This is a genomic window from Streptomyces sp. NBC_00386 (genome assembly GCF_036063235.1).
GTDB lineage: Bacteria > Actinomycetota > Actinomycetes > Streptomycetales > Streptomycetaceae > Streptomyces.
This window is the reverse complement of the sequence record NZ_CP107950.1, coordinates 8,361,381-8,377,314: the sequence shown is the minus strand read 5'-3', so window position 1 is coordinate 8,377,314 and position 15,934 is coordinate 8,361,381. Positions and strand designations below refer to the sequence as shown.

18 protein-coding genes are annotated in these 15,934 nt (G+C 71.6%); 8 read left to right on the top strand and 10 right to left on the bottom strand.

The genetic code is table 11. The annotated features are described in order from the left end of the window. Window positions 1-103: 103 nt before the first annotated feature. The 8 genes from OG780_RS36755 to OG780_RS36720 all read left to right on the top strand — a co-directional run bounded on the left by OG780_RS36755 (window position 104) and on the right by OG780_RS36720 (window position 7,628). Window positions 104-1,966, top strand: coding sequence for an ABC transporter ATP-binding protein (locus OG780_RS36755; RefSeq protein WP_328458642.1), 1,863 nt, complete (start codon window positions 104-106; stop codon window positions 1,964-1,966). Beyond that, a complete protein-coding gene (locus OG780_RS36750) occupies window positions 1,963-2,247 on the top strand; it encodes a hypothetical protein (protein ID WP_328455526.1) in 285 nt (94 codons plus the stop codon). The genes OG780_RS36755 and OG780_RS36750 overlap by 4 nt, the downstream gene beginning before the upstream one ends. Continuing rightward, a complete protein-coding gene (locus tag OG780_RS36745) occupies window positions 2,231-3,619 on the top strand; it encodes an MFS transporter (RefSeq protein WP_328455524.1) in 1,389 nt (462 codons plus the stop codon). Before OG780_RS36750 ends, OG780_RS36745 begins: the two co-directional genes overlap by 17 nt. Before the next feature lie 176 nt (window positions 3,620-3,795). Then, a complete protein-coding gene (locus OG780_RS36740; RefSeq protein WP_328455522.1) occupies window positions 3,796-4,284 on the top strand; it encodes a hypothetical protein in 489 nt (162 codons plus the stop codon). After that, window positions 4,281-4,745, top strand: a complete 465-nt coding sequence (locus tag OG780_RS36735) for a hypothetical protein (protein WP_328455520.1) — start codon at window positions 4,281-4,283, stop codon at window positions 4,743-4,745. The genes OG780_RS36740 and OG780_RS36735 overlap by 4 nt, the downstream gene beginning before the upstream one ends. Further along, window positions 4,742-6,199 (top strand): phosphotransferase, encoded by a 1,458-nt coding sequence (locus tag OG780_RS36730; RefSeq protein WP_328455518.1) that lies wholly within the window; start codon window positions 4,742-4,744, stop codon window positions 6,197-6,199. The genes OG780_RS36735 and OG780_RS36730 overlap by 4 nt, the downstream gene beginning before the upstream one ends. Continuing rightward, on the top strand, window positions 6,196-7,239 hold the full coding sequence (locus OG780_RS36725; RefSeq protein ID WP_443062254.1) for a GNAT family N-acetyltransferase: 1,044 nt from the start codon (window positions 6,196-6,198) through the stop codon (window positions 7,237-7,239). The genes OG780_RS36730 and OG780_RS36725 overlap by 4 nt, the downstream gene beginning before the upstream one ends. After that, window positions 7,236-7,628, top strand: coding sequence for a hypothetical protein (locus OG780_RS36720; RefSeq protein WP_328455516.1), 393 nt, complete (start codon window positions 7,236-7,238; stop codon window positions 7,626-7,628). The genes OG780_RS36725 and OG780_RS36720 overlap by 4 nt, the downstream gene beginning before the upstream one ends. Here the strand turns inward: OG780_RS36720 and OG780_RS36715 are convergent. The 10 genes from OG780_RS36715 to OG780_RS36670 form a co-directional block, all read right to left on the bottom strand. Beyond that, window positions 7,555-7,788, bottom strand: a complete 234-nt coding sequence (locus OG780_RS36715) for a DUF5132 domain-containing protein (protein ID WP_328458638.1) — start codon at window positions 7,786-7,788, stop codon at window positions 7,555-7,557. The genes OG780_RS36720 and OG780_RS36715 overlap by 74 nt on opposite strands. A 201-nt stretch (window positions 7,789-7,989) precedes the next feature. Continuing rightward, entirely contained in the window at window positions 7,990-9,132 is a 1,143-nt protein-coding gene (locus OG780_RS36710) for an alpha/beta hydrolase (protein ID WP_328455514.1), read from the bottom strand. Between the two features lie 260 nt (window positions 9,133-9,392). Then, the gene (locus OG780_RS36705; RefSeq protein WP_328455512.1) at window positions 9,393-10,142 is read right to left on the bottom strand and encodes a thioesterase II family protein; all 750 of its coding nucleotides are present in this window, start codon (window positions 10,140-10,142) and stop codon (window positions 9,393-9,395) included. Next, window positions 10,139-10,330 (bottom strand): hypothetical protein, encoded by a 192-nt coding sequence (locus tag OG780_RS36700; protein ID WP_328455508.1) that lies wholly within the window; start codon window positions 10,328-10,330, stop codon window positions 10,139-10,141. The genes OG780_RS36705 and OG780_RS36700 overlap by 4 nt, the downstream gene beginning before the upstream one ends. Before the next feature lie 288 nt (window positions 10,331-10,618). Beyond that, window positions 10,619-11,026, bottom strand: coding sequence for a DUF5132 domain-containing protein (locus OG780_RS36695; RefSeq protein WP_328455506.1), 408 nt, complete (start codon window positions 11,024-11,026; stop codon window positions 10,619-10,621). A 129-nt stretch (window positions 11,027-11,155) separates the two neighbouring features. Further along, a complete protein-coding gene (locus OG780_RS36690; RefSeq protein WP_328455504.1) occupies window positions 11,156-12,916 on the bottom strand; it encodes a DUF885 domain-containing protein in 1,761 nt (586 codons plus the stop codon). A gap of 549 nt (window positions 12,917-13,465) precedes the next feature. Beyond that, the gene (locus OG780_RS36685; protein ID WP_328455502.1) at window positions 13,466-13,654 is read right to left on the bottom strand and encodes a hypothetical protein; all 189 of its coding nucleotides are present in this window, start codon (window positions 13,652-13,654) and stop codon (window positions 13,466-13,468) included. A 32-nt stretch (window positions 13,655-13,686) separates the two neighbouring features. Continuing rightward, window positions 13,687-14,430 carry an SRPBCC family protein gene (locus tag OG780_RS36680; protein WP_328455500.1) on the bottom strand — a complete coding sequence of 248 codons (744 nt, stop codon included), beginning with the start codon at window positions 14,428-14,430 and terminating at the stop codon, window positions 13,687-13,689. 27 nt (window positions 14,431-14,457) lie between these two features. Continuing rightward, on the bottom strand, window positions 14,458-15,705 hold the full coding sequence (locus tag OG780_RS36675) for a cytochrome P450 (RefSeq protein WP_328455498.1): 1,248 nt from the start codon (window positions 15,703-15,705) through the stop codon (window positions 14,458-14,460). Window positions 15,706-15,716: 11 nt separating this feature from the next. Next, complete coding sequence (locus tag OG780_RS36670) at window positions 15,717-15,932, bottom strand: MbtH family protein (protein ID WP_261708683.1); 216 nt, start codon at window positions 15,930-15,932, stop codon at window positions 15,717-15,719. Between the last annotated feature and the right edge of the window lie 2 nt (window positions 15,933-15,934).

The following is a 15,934-nucleotide window of genomic DNA, read 5'->3' as shown; positions in this document are numbered from 1 at the left end:
CACCACCCCCGTGACACCCCCAGCCGCGACGCCGTCTCCCGAACCGCGGAACGAGCCGGACGCCCGCCCCGAAACCGGGCCGGGCGCCGCCCCGGAACCGCAGATGCGCTACGTCGACCTGACCGGCAGCCGCGAAGCGGCCGGCCGGTCCATCCGAATGCGCGACATGGCCCGGCGCCTGCCTCAGCTGGTGCGCCGTTCACTGGCTCTCGCCTGGCGGGTCGACCGGAGAGCGACCACCGGTCTGCTGTTGTGCCAAGCTGCCGCGGGCGTGATGCAGGCCCTCGGCCTGGTCGCCATCAGCGGCACCCTCACCGCACTTTTCACCGGCGGAGACGTCTACCACCGGCTCCTCGAAGCCTGGCCGTCCGTAGCCCTTCTGGCCGGAGCCTCCGGAGCACGTGCCCTGCTGGGGATCACCGTCAGCTGGCTGTCCTCCCGGCTCGGCCCGCTGATGTCGCGCGAGGCCGAGCAGATGCTGCTCACCGGCTGCTCCGAGGTCGAGTTGTGCGCCTACGACGAGCCCGACTTCAACCGCGACCGCGAGGCCGCGGACCGCGGAGCGCAGGTCACCGGTGACCTGATCGACGAGGGCCAGGACCTCATCGCCTCGGGCGCCAGTTTCCTCGCCGGGGCGGTGGTACTGGCCAGCGTGCACTGGGTCCTTCTCCCGCTTCTGGTGGCGGCCAGCCTTCCCCAGGCCCTGGCCCAGGTCAGTGCCGCCCGTGTGCGCTACCTGGCGAACCTGCGCAGCAACGGTGACCAGCGCATGCTGAATGTGCTGCGCTGGCACATCTACACGAAGGACGCCGCCGATCAGATCCGCGCCGGCACCATGGCCGGCTTCCTGTCCGGCCGGTACCGGCAGACGGTCGCCCGGATCAACCGTGAGGACCGGGCCGCGGCTGACAAGGGCGCCCGGATGTCCCTGTTCGGCGCGCTGTGCGGAGGGCTGGGATCGGCGGTGGTGTGGGCGGCGGTCGTGTGGCTGCTCGCGACCGGCCGTATCACCGTCGGGCGGGCCGGAACGGCTGTCTTCGCTCTGCAGACGGTAGGCATGTCGGTCCGCGGTCTGGTGTCCGTCGGCGCGCGCGCCATGCGCACAGGCCTGTACATGGACGACTGGAGCGGCTTCCTGGACAAGGCCGGCGGCTTCCGCATGCGCCGGGGCCCGCACCGTCCCGAGTCGCCGGAGACCATCGAGGTCAAGTCGGTCACCCACCGGTACGCCGGCAAGGACCGCGACGCGCTGTCCGACGTCTCCCTCACCTTGCGCCGCGGCGAGGTCACCGCTCTCGTCGGCTTCAACGGTTCGGGGAAGTCGACGCTGTCGAAGCTGGTCAGCGGCCTGTACCTGCCCACCGACGGTCAGGTGCTGTGGGACGGCGCCCCCATCTGCGACGCCGACCCTCAGGCTCTGTGGCAGCAGGTCGCCCTGGTGCCACAGGACTACGCGCACTGGCCACTGACCGTGCGCGAGAACGTGACCCAGGGACAGCCCACGGCGCGCGGCGACGCGGCGGTACGTGAGGCGTGCGAGGCGTCCGGTGCCGACGAGGTCGTCGACAGGCTCGGTGCCGGACTGGACACCCTCCTGGCCCGCGAGTGGCTCAACGGGGAGGAACTCAGCGGCGGCCAGTGGCAGCGCATCGCCCTCGCGAGGGCCTTCTTCCGCCAGGCCGGACTGCTGGTCCTGGACGAGCCGACCGCGAACCTCGACCCCCGCGCCGAGTACTCCATCTTCCAGCGGCTGCGGGGTCTCGCCCAGGACCGCGTGGTGCTCCTGGTGACCCACCGCATCACCAACGTCGCCGTCGCCGACCGGATCGTGGTCCTCGACGAAGGCAGGATCGTCCAGCAGGGAACCTACGCGCAGCTCGCTCAACAGCCGGGCCCATTCCGGCAGTTGCTGTCCTACCAGATCACGTCCGAACCGGACGGCGAGAAGCACGGGACACCCGCATGAGCCGCCGCGGTGCCACCTCGGCGAGCCCCGCCGTGACGGCCGCGCCCACGGCCACGGACTTCTCCGCCCCTCCCACGCTGCCCCGACAACCGTTCTTCGTACGCCTGGCCGCAGCCGGGTACCCGGCCTGCTCCGTGTATCCCCTGTCCGAGGCCGTCGACGACCCGGCCGCTGTCACCCCGGAACTTCAGGCGTACGGCCGGAACCGGCAGGCCGCCGTGGCCGAGCTGTGCGAGCGCCTGGCGGAAGCCGAGGAGGTGCTTCATGACCTCCTGCACTGACCCCTCCTCACCCGGCACCCGGCCCTCGCTGTGGCGACACCGCGACTTCCGCCGCTACTTGACCGGTCAGGCAGCCGGCGTGGCCGGCAGCTCGATCAGCGCCATGGTGATCCCCGTGCTGGCGGTACTCGAACTGGACGCGACCACCGCCGAGGTCGCCTGGCTGACGTTCATGGGGCAACTGCCGCCCGCACTGCTGGCCTTGCACGCCGGGGCCCTCGCCGATCGCCACTCCAAGCGGAAGCAGATGATCATCGGTGATCTGGTCAGCGCCGCCGCGCTGGCCGGTGTGCCGGTAGCGGCCGCACTGGACAGGCTGTCGCTGGCCCAGCTGATGGTGGTCGCGGCCGTGCAGGGCGCGGCGGGCGTGCTGCACGATGCCGCCGCGATCAGTATCCTGCCCAGCCTGGTCGACCGGTCCCTGATCCAGCGGAGCAACAGCCGGATCGGCGGGCTCTTCGCCGTCGCCGCCACCGCGGGCAGCAACCTCGGCGCCGCCCTGACCGCGCTCCTCGGCCCGGCCCGGGCACTCGTCGCGGACGTCATCTCCTACCTCGTCAGCGCCTGGTGCACCGCCCGCATCCAGGTCCCCGACAGCCCCCGGGCACCCGCGAAGGGGCGTCGGCTGCACACCGAGATCGGTGAGGGTCTGCGGTACGTGCACCGCGACCACCGGCTGCGCACGCTGACCCTGGTCAACGCCACGACGTCGGCCGCCCTGGCGCTCCTCAACACCCTGTGGGCGCTGTACCTGCTCCGGTCCCTCACGATGGGGACGACCGTCTTCGGCGTGGTCCTGGGACTCGGGGCCCTGGGCGCGGCGGTCGGCGCGCTGGCCGCCCCGTCACTCGCGGCGCGGCACGGGCCCGGACCGATGATGCTCGCCGCGCTCGCGATCACCCCGCTCACCCAGATCCCTCTGCTGCTCGCTTCCCCGGGCCTCGCCTGGCAGTTCGCCATCGGTACTGCCCTGTTCCTGCAGCTGGCCTGTGCCGCGGCCGCGGGAACGACCCAGCGCTCCATTCGCCAGGTCATCACCGCCGACGGCATGCAAGCCCGCATGCAGGCCGTGAGCACCTGGCTCACCTCCGGTGCGCGGCCACTTGCCGCACTCCTCGCCGGCGGACTCGGCACCTGGATCGGCGTGCGCCCCACCCTGATCGTCGGCACCTGTCTGCTCGTCGTCCCCCTCGTGGTCCTCTACCGCTCCCCGCTGCGCAGTCTGCTGGAAATGCCCGGCCCGCCCGCCACGCCTCCCCCTGCCGAAGACGCCCTCGCGCAACCGGCGCCGTCACCGTTGGGCCCGCCTGTTCTCCATCCCGCGGCCGCCGGTGACGGGCGGCACGACCGCTCTTCGGGAGGGGGCCCGTGAGCACGGACCTGAACACGACCGGTGACCCGAAGTGCCGGGATGGGCTGGAGCAAACAACGAGCACTCCGGACACACGCTCTGCCGCGAGCGACCAGGCGCCGGGGTGCTCCGCGGGCCCGGCCGGCGGCGGCGCGCCGACGGGTGCGGAAGCGGATCCGGCAGCTGCGCGGGCGGCAATGGTCGCCCGGCTCGAGGAGGAAGGGGCTCCGCGGCCGGGCCCGGTCCGCGACGCCCTGCTCACGCTGCCCCGTGAGGTGCTGATGCCGCAGGCGTACGTACGGCGCACCGCCCCGGGCGAGAAGCCGTCGCGGTGGGACCTGCTGGACCGGTCGGCGCCGCAGGACCGCCCCGAGCTGCTGGAGGTGCCGTACGGCGTGCGCGACTTCGGCGCCGAGCACCTGGTGATCGGAGCGCCCGGATGCGGATCGTGGCTGCGGGCGGAGCCGGTGGGGGCCTCCCGCTGGAACGTCATCACCCACGGTCCGCGCGACATCTGGAAGGAGATCCAGGATCCGGCCGGTCGGTGGCGGTCGGCCGGCCGGCAGCCCCAGCCGCTACCGCCTGGTCTTCGGGCCGGACGGCGGCCAGCGGACCGTACCGGCGTGCCGCCGTCTGTCCTGGCACCTGCCCACCCCCGCCCGCTCGACGAGGGAGCATCCACGTGACCTGTCCCGACGATCCCTTCCCGAAGCTGCCTGCGGGCGAGGATGCCCTGTTCGCGGCGGCAGCCGCCGAGTACGACCGCTACCGGCCGGGTGTCCCGGCCGAGGTCGCCGAGCTGCCGGCCGGCACGGTCCGGGATCTTCCCGATCCGACGCTGCTGGATCTGGGGGCGCTCGGCGACTGCCCCGAGCCCGGCCGCCCTTTCCGCGAGGACCTCGCCGACTCGGCGTGGAGCGACGTGACCGAGCACCGGGTCCCCTCCACGCGGTCCTGGACACCGGAGGTGGTGCTCGGCTGTCCGCGCAGCACGTCCTTCGCCGGGGCCGGCCTGTTCGGGGCGTGGCACGCAGCGTTCGAGGATGAGGCCCGGGCGCTGCTCGACGAGCTCGCGGCAGGCGGATCGCTGGTGGAGGAGGCCGTGTTCACGGTCCTGCCCGCCCGGCGTCCGGGTGGTGCGCAGTGAGCGGGCAGCGGCACACCGAGCCGGTGGACGTCCATCTCATCCTGTGTCGGGAGACCGCCGAGGGGCCGGAGGTTCTGCTGTCGCGGCGGGCCGGGCAGGTGTACGCCGCCGGCCTGTGGCACCTGCCGTCGGGGCATCTGGACGGTCCGCACGAGGACATCGTCACCGCCCTGGTGCGCGAGGCGCGGGAGGAGACCGGTGTCGTCATCGACCCCGCCGACGTACGGGCCGCGGTGACCGTGCACCATCGCAGCCCCGGCGGTTCCTCCCGCTCTGGATACTTCTTCGAGGTCCGACGGTGGCAGGGCGAGCCCCGGATCGCGGAGCCGGACGTCTGCGATGCGATGGACTGGGCGCCTCTTGACGCTCTGCCCGCCGGGACGGTGGCGTACTGCCGTGCCGGCCTGGACGCCTACACCGCCGGCGCGCACCTTGCCGTGCACTTCCAACTGCCCGGCGACCGCATCGCCTTCGACCCCGACGCCGACCGGCTGCGTCTCGTCCCGGACGTGACCGGCCGGGCGTTCGCCCGCCGTCCCGACGCCCCGGTCGTGGAGTTCGCGGAGCGGGCGGTCGGCCGGATCACCGAGTGGACGGATACGTCGTGGGCGCGCGAGGACAGCCGCGTGTGGCGGGCCCAAGGCGCGCAGGGCGGCACCTGGTACGTGAAGGTCCACCACAGCGACAGGTTCCACGGCAGGGAAGTAAGGGGGCTACGGACGTGGGCACAGGCACTGGGGGAGGCGGCGCCCCGCCTGGTGGCCGCCGACGAGAAACTGAGGGCGGTGGTGCTCACCGCGGTGCCGGGCCGTCCGCTGCACGGCGCCGTTCTTACCCCGGAGCGGGAGAGGGCTGTCTTCCGCCGGATCGGCGCGCTGGCCCGCCGCATCCACCAGTCCTCTCCCCCACGGCCTGCTCCTGCCGGCAACGGCCCGGCCGTCACCAAGGCCGACCGGCATCTGGCCGGGGCGCGGTCTCATCTGCGTCCGGGCGATGAGGAGTTCGTCCGCGAGCTCGTCCGGCAGGCCGAGGGCCTGCGGCCGTTGGAGTGGGTGGAGACCCACGGGGATTTCCAGCTCCGCAACATCCTCTACGTCGCCGACGATGCCCTCCCCGACGTGGGGTACGGAGCGGACGATCCCGCCGTCTTCGTGGCGGTGATCGACCTCGAGCGCAGTGAGCCCGGGCCGGCCGTACGGGATCTGGTCCGCCTGTCCGATGCCTGGGTCGGCCGCCCCGACCTGTTCGAAGCGTTCCTGGCCGGGTACGGCAGGTCCCTGACCGATGCCGAGGAGGCACGGCTGGGCATCGACATGGCCCTCGATGCCGTGAGCGGGATCGCGTTCGGCGTCGCCCACGGTGATCCCGAGTTGGTCGAACGGGGCCGGCGGACGCTGGCCCGGCTGCGCGCCGAGCACCACGCACCACTCTCTTCGACAGGAGATGCCCCGTGAACACCGACACGGCACCCACCGCCGCGACCGAACCGCAGGAGGCCGCCGGGCGACCGCCGGTCCGCGCGGCAACGCCCGCTGACGCCGAGGCCGTCATCCGGATGCGCTCCGAGCACGTCCTGTCCGAGCCCCTGAGCGAGGAATGGATCCGGCGGTGCACGGACGAGCTGGCACCGCGGCTGACCGAACGGGGGGACGCGCGGGCCTTCGTCATCGACGCCCCGGACGGCACGATGGCCGCCTGTGCCCTCGGCCTGATCCATCCCGTGCTCCCGGCACCGGCCTACCCCCGGGGCCTGGCCGCCCGCGTGCACGTGGTCGCCACGCACCCGGACTTCCGGCGCCGCGGCTACGCCCGGGCCACGGTCTCGACACTGCTCGACCACCTCTCCGACGTCGAGCACGTCACACTGTTCGAGCTCCACGCCGGCGGGGAAGCGCAACAGCTCTACCGTGAGCTGGGCTTTACGGGCAGCCCGGCGCTCATGCGGATGACGCGTCTCGCAGAACCGGCCCCCGCGAGCACCACGGAGAGCAGCCCCATCTGGCTGCCTCCCGAGCAGTACGCCGAGACGGTCCTCAAGGCCACCGCGTTCGCCTGCCTGTACTTCACCGACGAGGACGACCGGCCCCTCCAGCTGCACTCCGTCTACTCCCCCGCGCATCCCTGGCAGCTGGTCGGCGGAACGATGGACAAGGGCGAGCGGCCCTGGGAGACGGCCGTGCGCGAAGGCCGGGAGGAGACCGGCCTGACCGTGTCCGGCCCGCCCCGGCTGCTGGCCACCGTGTACGGGCTGCCCGGCGCCGAGTGGCCCTACAGCACGATCGGGATGGTCTTCGACGGCGGCCGACTCACCGCGGCACAGATCCGCGGCATCACCCTGGATCCGCAGGAGCACGACGAGGTCCGCGTCCTGCCCCTGGCCGGGTGGAAGGCGCTGATGCCGCGCCGCGACTTCGCGCGCCTGAGCGCGGTGGAAGAGGCCCGCCGCACCGGCGAGGCCGCGTACTTCGGCACCTGGGACTGGGGAAACGAATGAGCAGCGGCATCGTGTTGATGTCCGACCGGAGGGTGGCCGCGATCCCCCTTCAGGACTGCGGCGAGGACCTCGTCGACGTCCGTATGAACGACCTGAAGGTCGACGACCGCAAGCGCGACGAGGCCGGGGCCTGGGCCCACGCCCGGCAAGGGGTCCTCACCCGACTGCTGCACGCCCAGTCACTGCTGCCCACCGGCTTGATGCTCCTCTTCGTCGAGGGCTTCCGGCCCCCGACCCTGCAGCGGCGGTACTTCGAGGAGTACTCCGACGAGCTGGCCCGCGCCCATCCGAACTGGCAGGCCGCACCGTGCGCCGTCACCTCACCGCCGACTCCGCACCACCTGTGCGAGCCGAACTCGCCATCTTCTCGGCAGCAGCCAGGGCGGTGAGGCCCTGGATCTCCTCCCCGGCCTCGATGACTGCACGCTTGACTTCAAGGGTCAGGCCGACCGACGTCTTGATGACGCCTCGCACCAGCGGTTTCGCCACTCTTTTGGCCAGAGGGGCCGCAATCACGCCGACGAGGAAGGGAGGAACAACAGGGAGCATGTGTGAACCCTCTTCTTGTGTGCACAGCACGACTGCCGACGCCGCACGAGCCGATACCGTCCGGCCGACAAGGCTGGGCAGGAATGTCACCCCCACCAAAAACACGATAGTCGGACCTCGGCCGATGCGCCCGTAGACGCCGACGCTGTTCATCCGGTCGGGCGGAAGCTCGCCGGAGCGGACCGTGGCTGTGCAACGGGATCAGAACGGCTTCGGCGCCCCCGGCCCGCACTGGTCCAGCAGCGAGTCCACCACCTGCACAACGAAATCCGGTACGCGATCCGGGAAGTCGTGGCCGGTTCCCTCTGGGGTGTAAACCCTCCGCCCCCTGCTGGAGGCCGCGAGGAACCGTTCTCTCACGGTGAGGAAGAAGTGCCGGACCCGGGCGCTCTCCTCCGGATCGTCGACCGCGTCGAAGATCTCGCCACCGCCCGTCAGATCGCGTGGCGCCACGAGGAGGAGGGGCAGCGAGCCGAGCTCGCCGTCGTGTACGGCCGTCTGCCAGCCGTCTCTGGTGATTCCGTCCGGCGACAGTTCTCGCAGGATCGATGCCGCGGCGCAGCTCGCCTTGGTCCTGAGCTCGATCATGGCGAGAACCTGCGCCGGGTCGTCGGAGGTGTGTGTCTCCTCCTTGCCCGCGAGAGGGTGGAGGCCGAAGAGGTGACGCAGCGTGAGGACGGTCTGGTCCCTCGGGGCACGTCGCAGGGCCGGAAGCGCCGGTCCGAAGGCGACGGCATCGGGCGGGGTGGGATCGAGCAGCACCAGACCGGCCACCAGGTCAGGGCGGCGCCTGGCGGCGTTGGCCATGAGCAGTCCCCCGAACGAGTGCCCCACGAAGACGTAGGGCCCCTTTTCACCGGCCCGTTCCAGCGCCGTGAGCAGTTCGACGGCTTCTGCCGCCGTCGTGCGCGGGAACGGGCCCGGGTCGCTCCAGCCGGACCCCGGACGGTCCACCAGGACCGAACGCATCTGTTCCCGCGCCAGCGCGTGCAGCCGGTACATGGCGTATCCGCCGGCATGGCCGCCCGGCATCCAGACCACGGTGGGTCTCGGCCCGGCGTCTCCCTCGGCCAGGACATGCATGCGGTAGCCGCCCACGTCGACCATTCGCCCGGGTGGCGGATACCTCCCGCGTATCCGGCCCACATGCACCAGATGGCGGAACGACCCGAGACCGAGTGCGAGGGCCACGGCCCACAGCACACCGCCGAGGATCCGCCGGCCGGTACCCCTGGATACACACCGCGCACCCGCGGCCGCCGGCAGCAGAGCGATGCCCAGCCCGGCCCAGTCGCGGCTGAGCAGCCGGAGTATCGCGTCGGCGGCACGTCTTCCCGGTCGCATGGTCCCTTCTCCGTCCCAGCCTTCGCGGCCGCTGTCGGGGACACCGCACGTCTCAGCGACCGGTACGACCATCGTCCCCTGGGAACCCCGAGGGCGCCATGCGCGGTGCCGGGACCCCGCCTTCCGTCACAGCCGGGCAGCCGCCGACACCGTACGGACCCTGCCAGGAACCGACCGCGCACGGTCCGGGAGCTGTGGGTGTGCGCCGTGGACTTCCAGGTTCTCGATACGGGCGTTCGCCGTCGGGCCCGACCGGCGCCTCACGCGCGCGCAAGGCGTGCTGCCACGTCGGCGACCACTTCGGCCTCCCGGGCTGCGAGGTAGAAGTGATCCCCGGGGAACGGGCACAGCTCGAAGGAACCCGGGGCGGCGAGGCCGGACCAGGCGAGGACCCCGTCGAGCGCGCAACTCGGATCGTCCTGGCCGACGTACGCGGTGATCGGCGCCTTGACCGGAGCCGGATTCGGGGGGTCGTAGCCCTCGATCAGCCGGTAGTCCGAACGGAGGGCGGGCAGCAGCAGGTCACGCAGCTCCGGGATGTCGTAGGCCTCCGAGTGCAGGTCTCCGAGGTGCCGGACGTGGGTGATCAGGGTTTCGTCGTCGGCGTCGTGCAGCGCGACGCGTTCGGCCCACCCGGGGGCTTCGTGTGCGGAGACCAGCAGGTGCTCGGGGACCATGCCGCGGGTCTCCAGCCGCAGGGCCACCTCGTAGGCGACGCAGGCGCCCATGCTGTGCCCGAAGAGCGCCAGCGGCCGGTCGAGCCAGGGCCGCAGTGCGTCCTCGATCGTGTCGGCCAGGGTGGCCATGTCCTCGATGCAGGCTTCCGCGAGCCGGTCCTGACGGCCGGGGTACCGCACGGCGAGCACCTCGACGTCCGTCGGCAGCAGCGCGGGCCAGCCGTGGAACAGCTGTGCCGTGCCGCCGGCGTGCGGGAAACACACCAGTCGGAGCCTGGGGTCCGCCGCACGCCGGTGAACACGGAACCACTTCTTCGCGTCGGTCGCCGTCATCGCCGACGGCTCCCGCGCAGGTGCAGGGAGCCGAGCCCGGCGAGAAAGGCGGGAAGCTGCTCCACCGCCTTCGTGGATCCGTATGCGGGCCGCACGGTGTGGCGCCGGCGATCGGTCACGACGAGTCTGCAGGCACCGCCTTCCTGGATGAGTTCCGCGAAATACAGGGGGGTTCCGGTCGCATACATCCGACCTGCCTCCATCAGGGTGTCGTGATGGCCGATACGGCGCAGTCCACCATCTCGCCGGTGGCGTGGCGGTCGCATTCGAGAGGCCGGGCCGACGAACGGCCGCTGTGTCCGCTGTGTCCGCTGAAGACTCCATGGAACAAAGTCGACTTTGTCACGGAGGGACTTGAGCGGAAAGGAACGGGATTGCTCCGGCCGGGGCTTGGCAGTCTCGACCGGTTACGCAGACGAAAACGTGCCCGTGACATCGGGACGAACCAGAGCCACACGGAGAGTCGGCGGGCAGACTCAGTGCGCCTTGGTGGCGACCGAACCGGCGCTACGGGCCTTGGCGGCGGCCGAACCGCCGCTACGGGCCTTGCCGGCGGGCTTGGCCTGACGGCCGGTCCGTCCCTCGTGGGCCTTTGCCGCTACGGGTGCCGGCTTGGCGGCCGCTCCGACCCGACCCGCGGTGCCGTCCTCCGGGCCGCCGACACCGTGTCCGGCTCCCGGTGTCGTCTGGGCTGCGAGCACCTCGGCAGTCGCCTCGGCAGCGAGATCATGGATTCCCTCGCCGGCTTCATGGACGGCCCTCTTGACCTCGATTCCCAGGCCCACCGACGCTTTGACGACCCCTCGCACCAAGGGCTTGCCCAGCCTCTTCACCAGGGATACGGCGATCAGACCGATCAGGAAAGGAGGTACTACAGGCGGCATGGCACAACATCCTTCTCTTCTGCCGAGGAGATGATGATTGGATGGACGCACTCCGCTTCAGCGGACCCGCACCCTCCATCACAGAGAGTATCCAAGGACGGGTAAGCGGCTACCAATTCCCTGTGGCCTTCACTCATTCGAGTAGAGCGGCTTTCCCTGGAAGCCTGTTCGGCCGTATGCCCCGTGCAGTTCTCTCTCCACCCGTCGGCGCAGGACGGGAAACGGCAGTGTGCCGCCGGCCAGCACGGTCTCGTGAAAGGCGCGCACGTCGAACGCGGCGCCGGCGCCGCGTTCGCACGCTGCCCGCAATGCCGCGAACTCCGCATGACCCGCCCGGTACGTCAGCGCCTGCCCCGGCAGATCGGTCGCGTAGCGCAACGACTCGGTCGTGATCTGCCGTTCGGACTCGGCTGCCGCGTGGGCCCGCATGAAGGTGCGCGCCTCCTCCAGTGTCATCGTCCCGAGGTTGAGGCCGGTGTCGACGACGAGGCGCTGCGCGGTGAACCGTTCATGGGCCAGTCGTCCGTACGCGTCCCACGGGTCGTCGTACAGCCCCATCTCCCAGGCGAGCCCTGCCGCGTACTCCGCCCAGCCCTCCTCGAACCCGCTGAAGGCAGCCAGCTCGCGCCGCAGGTCGGGCAGCGCGGTGTTCTCGGCCTGGCGGGCGAGGTGGAAGTGATGTCCGGGCGACAGCTCATGGTAGATGAGCGCGGCCGCGCCGAGCAGTGACCGGTGTGCCAGGTCCGAGGCGTTGTAGCGGTAGCGTCCCACCGGTTGCGCGGCGGTCGGCGGTTCGTAGTACCCGAACGTCATCGACCCCTCCAGCGCCGGGTCGAGACGGGCCACGTCGTAGGGGGCGCGGGGCAGGACCGCGAACCAGCGCGGCAGCAGCGGCGTGAGGCGGTCGAGGTGTCCGCGGTAGCGGGCTTCGACCTCCTCCGGGGTGGCGGCGTACAGGCGCGGCTCGGTCGCGAGCCGTTCGTTGAACTCCGCCTCAGTCCCGGCGAAACCGAGCGTGTCGCGCATCTCCCGCATCCGCTCGCCGAGTTCTCGGCAGTGCTCACGGCCGAGTTCGTGGAGGCGTTCGGGTGGTGTGTCGCCGGAGGTGTACGTCCTGACGAAGGACCGGTATGCCGCCTCGCCTTCCGGGTAGCCGGCCCAGCCGACGGCCTGCGGTGCCCGCCGGAGGTAGTCCGGGTCGCCCACGAGGGCGATGATGCGGTCGAACGCCGGCTCCAGTTCGGTGGCCACGAGCCGCTCGACCGTGTCGCGCAGGTGCCCCCGGCTCGCCGCGTCGAGCCGGGTGAGCCGCTCGGCGTCCACCCGGACGCACTGTGCCGCCGACTCCCGCAGGCGGGTGAGTGTGGTGTGGACGCCGGTCAGGGCCGGAGCGGGGATGTGAAAGCCCCGCTCCGCCTGCCCGGCGGCCTTGTCGCCGATCGTCGCGACGCAACGGGCCAGGTCCCGTACGAGGGTCACGTACCGGTCCGCGTCGGCTCGGTGCTCGAAGCGGAACGGGCGGAAGACGGTGTCACCGTACTGCTGGAGGCGGAAGAGCTGGTACGGCGTGGCGGTGGGGGTGAGCCAGTGGAAACGTCCCGCCTCCGCTTCCTGTTCGGCCAGTGCCCGGAGGAAGCCCGCAGTGTCGGCGGCGGGACCGGACAGCTCCGCCGGTCGCAGCGCACGCAACCGGTTCAGCACCCCTGCCGCGAACCCGGCGCGCTCGTCGGCCTCCCCCGCGGACACCCCCGGCAGCGACTCGACCGGCAGCCCGCGGCGCGTGCGCAGCGACGGCTCGCGTGCGAGCAGGAAGTCCCAGTACGAGGTCGCGAGTCGGTCGATCTCTCGCGCCGTGGAGTCGTCCGGGGAGCCTCCTGGATTGATGACCATGTCGCCAGTGTGCGCCTTGAGGTGACACAGCGTCAGCAACGAGGCCGTGAACCGCGCGTCGGGCGGCCTCACCCGGACGGGGGAAATGGTCCCGCATGTTCGCGTCCGGCCCGGGAAAGCCCGGCCGACGCCGTCGATCGCGATGGCACGATGAGCGCCGTGCACCGCCGGACCGTGTCGTCTCCCAGGGCTCGGCCGGTCGTGGCGGCGGCCGGCGCCGTCGTGTCAGCCGTGCCGGCCGGTTGCGGCGGCGACGTGTCGTCGACGCGCACTCCTGTGGTCGTGGGCGGCACCGTCACGATCGCCACCGCTTCCGGGACCCCGAGCTTCAACCCGTACTCGCAGTTCGGCCTTTCACTGGCTCCTTGTGCCTACGGCTCATTGGTCGATGTGGCGCGGGACGGGCGTGTGGTGTCGGTCCCTGGCCAAGGGTGCCGGCTCTCGAACCGTCATGGGCCGGCGTTCGGCCATCAGCGCCCGTTCACGAAGCTGGTGCCGTCCGGCAGTTGATGTGCGGGACGACACCGGCCTCATTGATCCGGAAGCGGTCTACCGGCGGCCGCGTGCCGACGCCGAGCCGAGCTTGGAACTCAGCACCGACAGGAGTACCGGGAGCCTGGCCACCGCGGATGCGGGAACCGGGGTGACCTGGACCGTGTCCCGCACCACGTCCTGCACCACGAGTTTGTAGGTGCCGTCTTCCTCGACGAGTTCGGCGGCGTAGAGCAGTGTTTCCACCAGGGGTCCTTCGGTCGTGTCGTGCGGCGGGGTCAGGCGCCGTTGAGCCAGGCGTTCCAGGCCTTGGTGGCCAGCTCTTCGTCCGTGTCCTCGGCGAACAGATGGTGGCCCAGCCAGATCGGCCAGTTCCAGGAGCTGCCGTTGAAGAACCGGTACAGCGCGTCCGGGCCTCGCAGGCCGACGAAGTCAGGGCTCAGCCAGTCCACGACCACCTCCGTCGAACCGCCGTCCGTACCCGGGAGGTCGAGGGACAACCGGTCGCCGACGGCCGCGTCGTCGTCGAGGCCGAGGCGCCGGCACAGGGCGGCGAAGTCGGCGGGGTCTTCGGTGGACTCGCCACGGGCGGCCCTGACGTAGACGGCGGGGCGGCCGGCGAAGTGCCTCAGGTACTCGGGGAGGGAGTGCTGGTAGAAGTCGACGTGCTTCTCGGCCGCGTCCGCCTTCGTGTCCCAGTTCCAGGTGTCGTCGACGACGCCCGTGTGCACCCAGTGGATTCCCATCCGCAGGTGGCTCGCGCCGCCGTCGGCCGGCTCGATGCGGTAGGTGAGCGTGTTGGAGAACCCGCCGTCCTGGGTGGCCCGAACCGCGAAGTGGTGCGGCGGCTCCCACGCCACGACGGTGCTGTCGCCGCGCGTGGCCTTTCCGCCGACGCGCGGCTCGACCTCCATCGGGTAGAGCCAGCCGAGGTTGCCGGCGCCGGTGGCGACCGCGTCCCAGACCTGTTCGGGCGTGGCGGGCAGGTCCTGTTCCCGGCGGACCTCGAGCTCTCGGGCCATGGTCACTTCTCCTTCGTCGTTCATGGGTCAGTAGGTGAGCGGAAGCGCGGTGAGCCGCCGTTGCAGCGGGTTGGGCCGCCAGTCGAGTACCGCGGCGTCGGCGAGCCGCAGGTGCGGGAGCCGGCGGACCAGCGTGCCGACGGCCACCTCCGTCTGGAGCTTGGCCAGCGGACCGCCGAGGCAGAAGTGCGGGCCGTTGCCGAAGCTGAGGTGCCGGTTGCCCGGGCGGGTCAGATCGAGCCGGTCGGGATGCTCGAAGCGCTCGGGATCCCGGTTGGTCGCGGCGAGGAACAGGTAGGCCAGCTCGCCCTCGCGCAGCGTCCGCCCGCCGATCTCGACGTCCTCGGCGGCGACCCGGACGATCGCCTGGGTCGGCGTGTCGTAGCGGGCGAGTTCGTCGACGGCCGTGCGGATCAGCATCGGGTCCTCGCGCAACCGGGCCAGCTGGTCGGGGTGGCGCAGCAGGGCGAGCATGCCGTTGCCGACCAGGTGGGTGGTGGTCTCGTCGCCGGCGGTGATCAGGACGAAGCAGGTGGACAGCAGCTCGGAGTCGGTGAGCCGGTCGTCCTGCGCCTGGGTGGCGACCAGGGCGCTGATGAGGTCGTCGCCGGGGTCGGCCCGGCGGCGGCGGACGAGCCGGGCGAGGTACTCCTCGTACTGCTCGATCGCCTCCTCGGACTTGTCGATGTCCTCGCTCAGCCGGCCGAAGCGGTGGAACCAGGTCTTGACCTGCGGGAGGTCCTCGGGCGGGATGCCGAAGAGCTCGCAGACGACGGACAGCGGCAGCGGGGAGGCGACCGCCTCGATCAGGTCCATGGCCGGCCCGGCCGCGACCGCCTCGTCGATGAGCCGGTCGACGATCCGCTGGATGCCGTCGCGCAGGGCTTCGACGCGCCGGGCGGTGAAGGCACGGTTGGCCAGCCTGCGCAGCCGGGCGTGGTCCGGCGGGTCGGTGTTGCTCATCACCCGGCCGAGCCGGTCGGTGAGCCGGCTGAAGGCCTTGAGGTCGCCGCCGAGCGCACTGTAGGCGCGGGTCATCCGGTCCCGGTCGTTGGACAGCCGCAGGTCGCTCAGGGCCGCCTCGACGTCGGCGTACCGGGTGAGGTACCAGATGCCCTGGGCGCTGCGGTGGACCGGGTCCTCGCGGCGCATGCGGGCGTAGTACGGGTACGGGTCCCGGCGGGCCTCGGGCGTGAGCAGGGCCGCGGCGAGGTCGTCGGACCGGGCGAGGCCCGCGTTGTCGCGGGCCTCGTCGGTGGTTTCGGTCAGGTTCACTGCGAGCCGCGCTACCGCTCGGCGTTCATGGCGTCGGCGAGGCTCTTGGGCCGCATGTCGGTCCAGTTCCGCTCGACGTACTCCAGGCAGGCGGCGTGGGTGTCGGGTCCGTGGGCGACGCTCCAGCCGTCGGGGACGTCCGCGAACTGCGGCCACAGCGAGTGCTGGTTCTCGTCGTTGGTGAGCACGAGGAAGGTGCCGTCCTCGTCGTCGAACGGGTTGGTCATGG

Coding starts and splice junctions, on each gene's coding strand:
- OG780_RS36755 (WP_328458642.1), top strand. CDS start 104: ATGCGCTACGTCGACCTGACCGGCAGCCGCGAAGCGGCCGGCCGGTCC.
- OG780_RS36750 (WP_328455526.1), top strand. CDS start 1,963: ATGAGCCGCCGCGGTGCCACCTCGGCGAGCCCCGCCGTGACGGCCGCG.
- OG780_RS36745 (WP_328455524.1), top strand. CDS start 2,231: ATGACCTCCTGCACTGACCCCTCCTCACCCGGCACCCGGCCCTCGCTG.
- OG780_RS36740 (WP_328455522.1), top strand. CDS start 3,796: ATGGTCGCCCGGCTCGAGGAGGAAGGGGCTCCGCGGCCGGGCCCGGTC.
- OG780_RS36720 (WP_328455516.1), top strand. CDS start 7,236: ATGAGCAGCGGCATCGTGTTGATGTCCGACCGGAGGGTGGCCGCGATC.
- OG780_RS36715 (WP_328458638.1), bottom strand. CDS start 7,788: ATGCTCCCTGTTGTTCCTCCCTTCCTCGTCGGCGTGATTGCGGCCCCT.
- OG780_RS36710 (WP_328455514.1), bottom strand. CDS start 9,132: ATGCGACCGGGAAGACGTGCCGCCGACGCGATACTCCGGCTGCTCAGC.
- OG780_RS36705 (WP_328455512.1), bottom strand. CDS start 10,142: ATGACGGCGACCGACGCGAAGAAGTGGTTCCGTGTTCACCGGCGTGCG.
- OG780_RS36700 (WP_328455508.1), bottom strand. CDS start 10,330: ATGTATGCGACCGGAACCCCCCTGTATTTCGCGGAACTCATCCAGGAA.
- OG780_RS36695 (WP_328455506.1), bottom strand. CDS start 11,026: ATGCCGCCTGTAGTACCTCCTTTCCTGATCGGTCTGATCGCCGTATCC.
- OG780_RS36690 (WP_328455504.1), bottom strand. CDS start 12,916: ATGGTCATCAATCCAGGAGGCTCCCCGGACGACTCCACGGCGCGAGAG.
- OG780_RS36680 (WP_328455500.1), bottom strand. CDS start 14,430: ATGGCCCGAGAGCTCGAGGTCCGCCGGGAACAGGACCTGCCCGCCACG.
- OG780_RS36670 (WP_261708683.1), bottom strand. CDS start 15,932: ATGACCAACCCGTTCGACGACGAGGACGGCACCTTCCTCGTGCTCACC.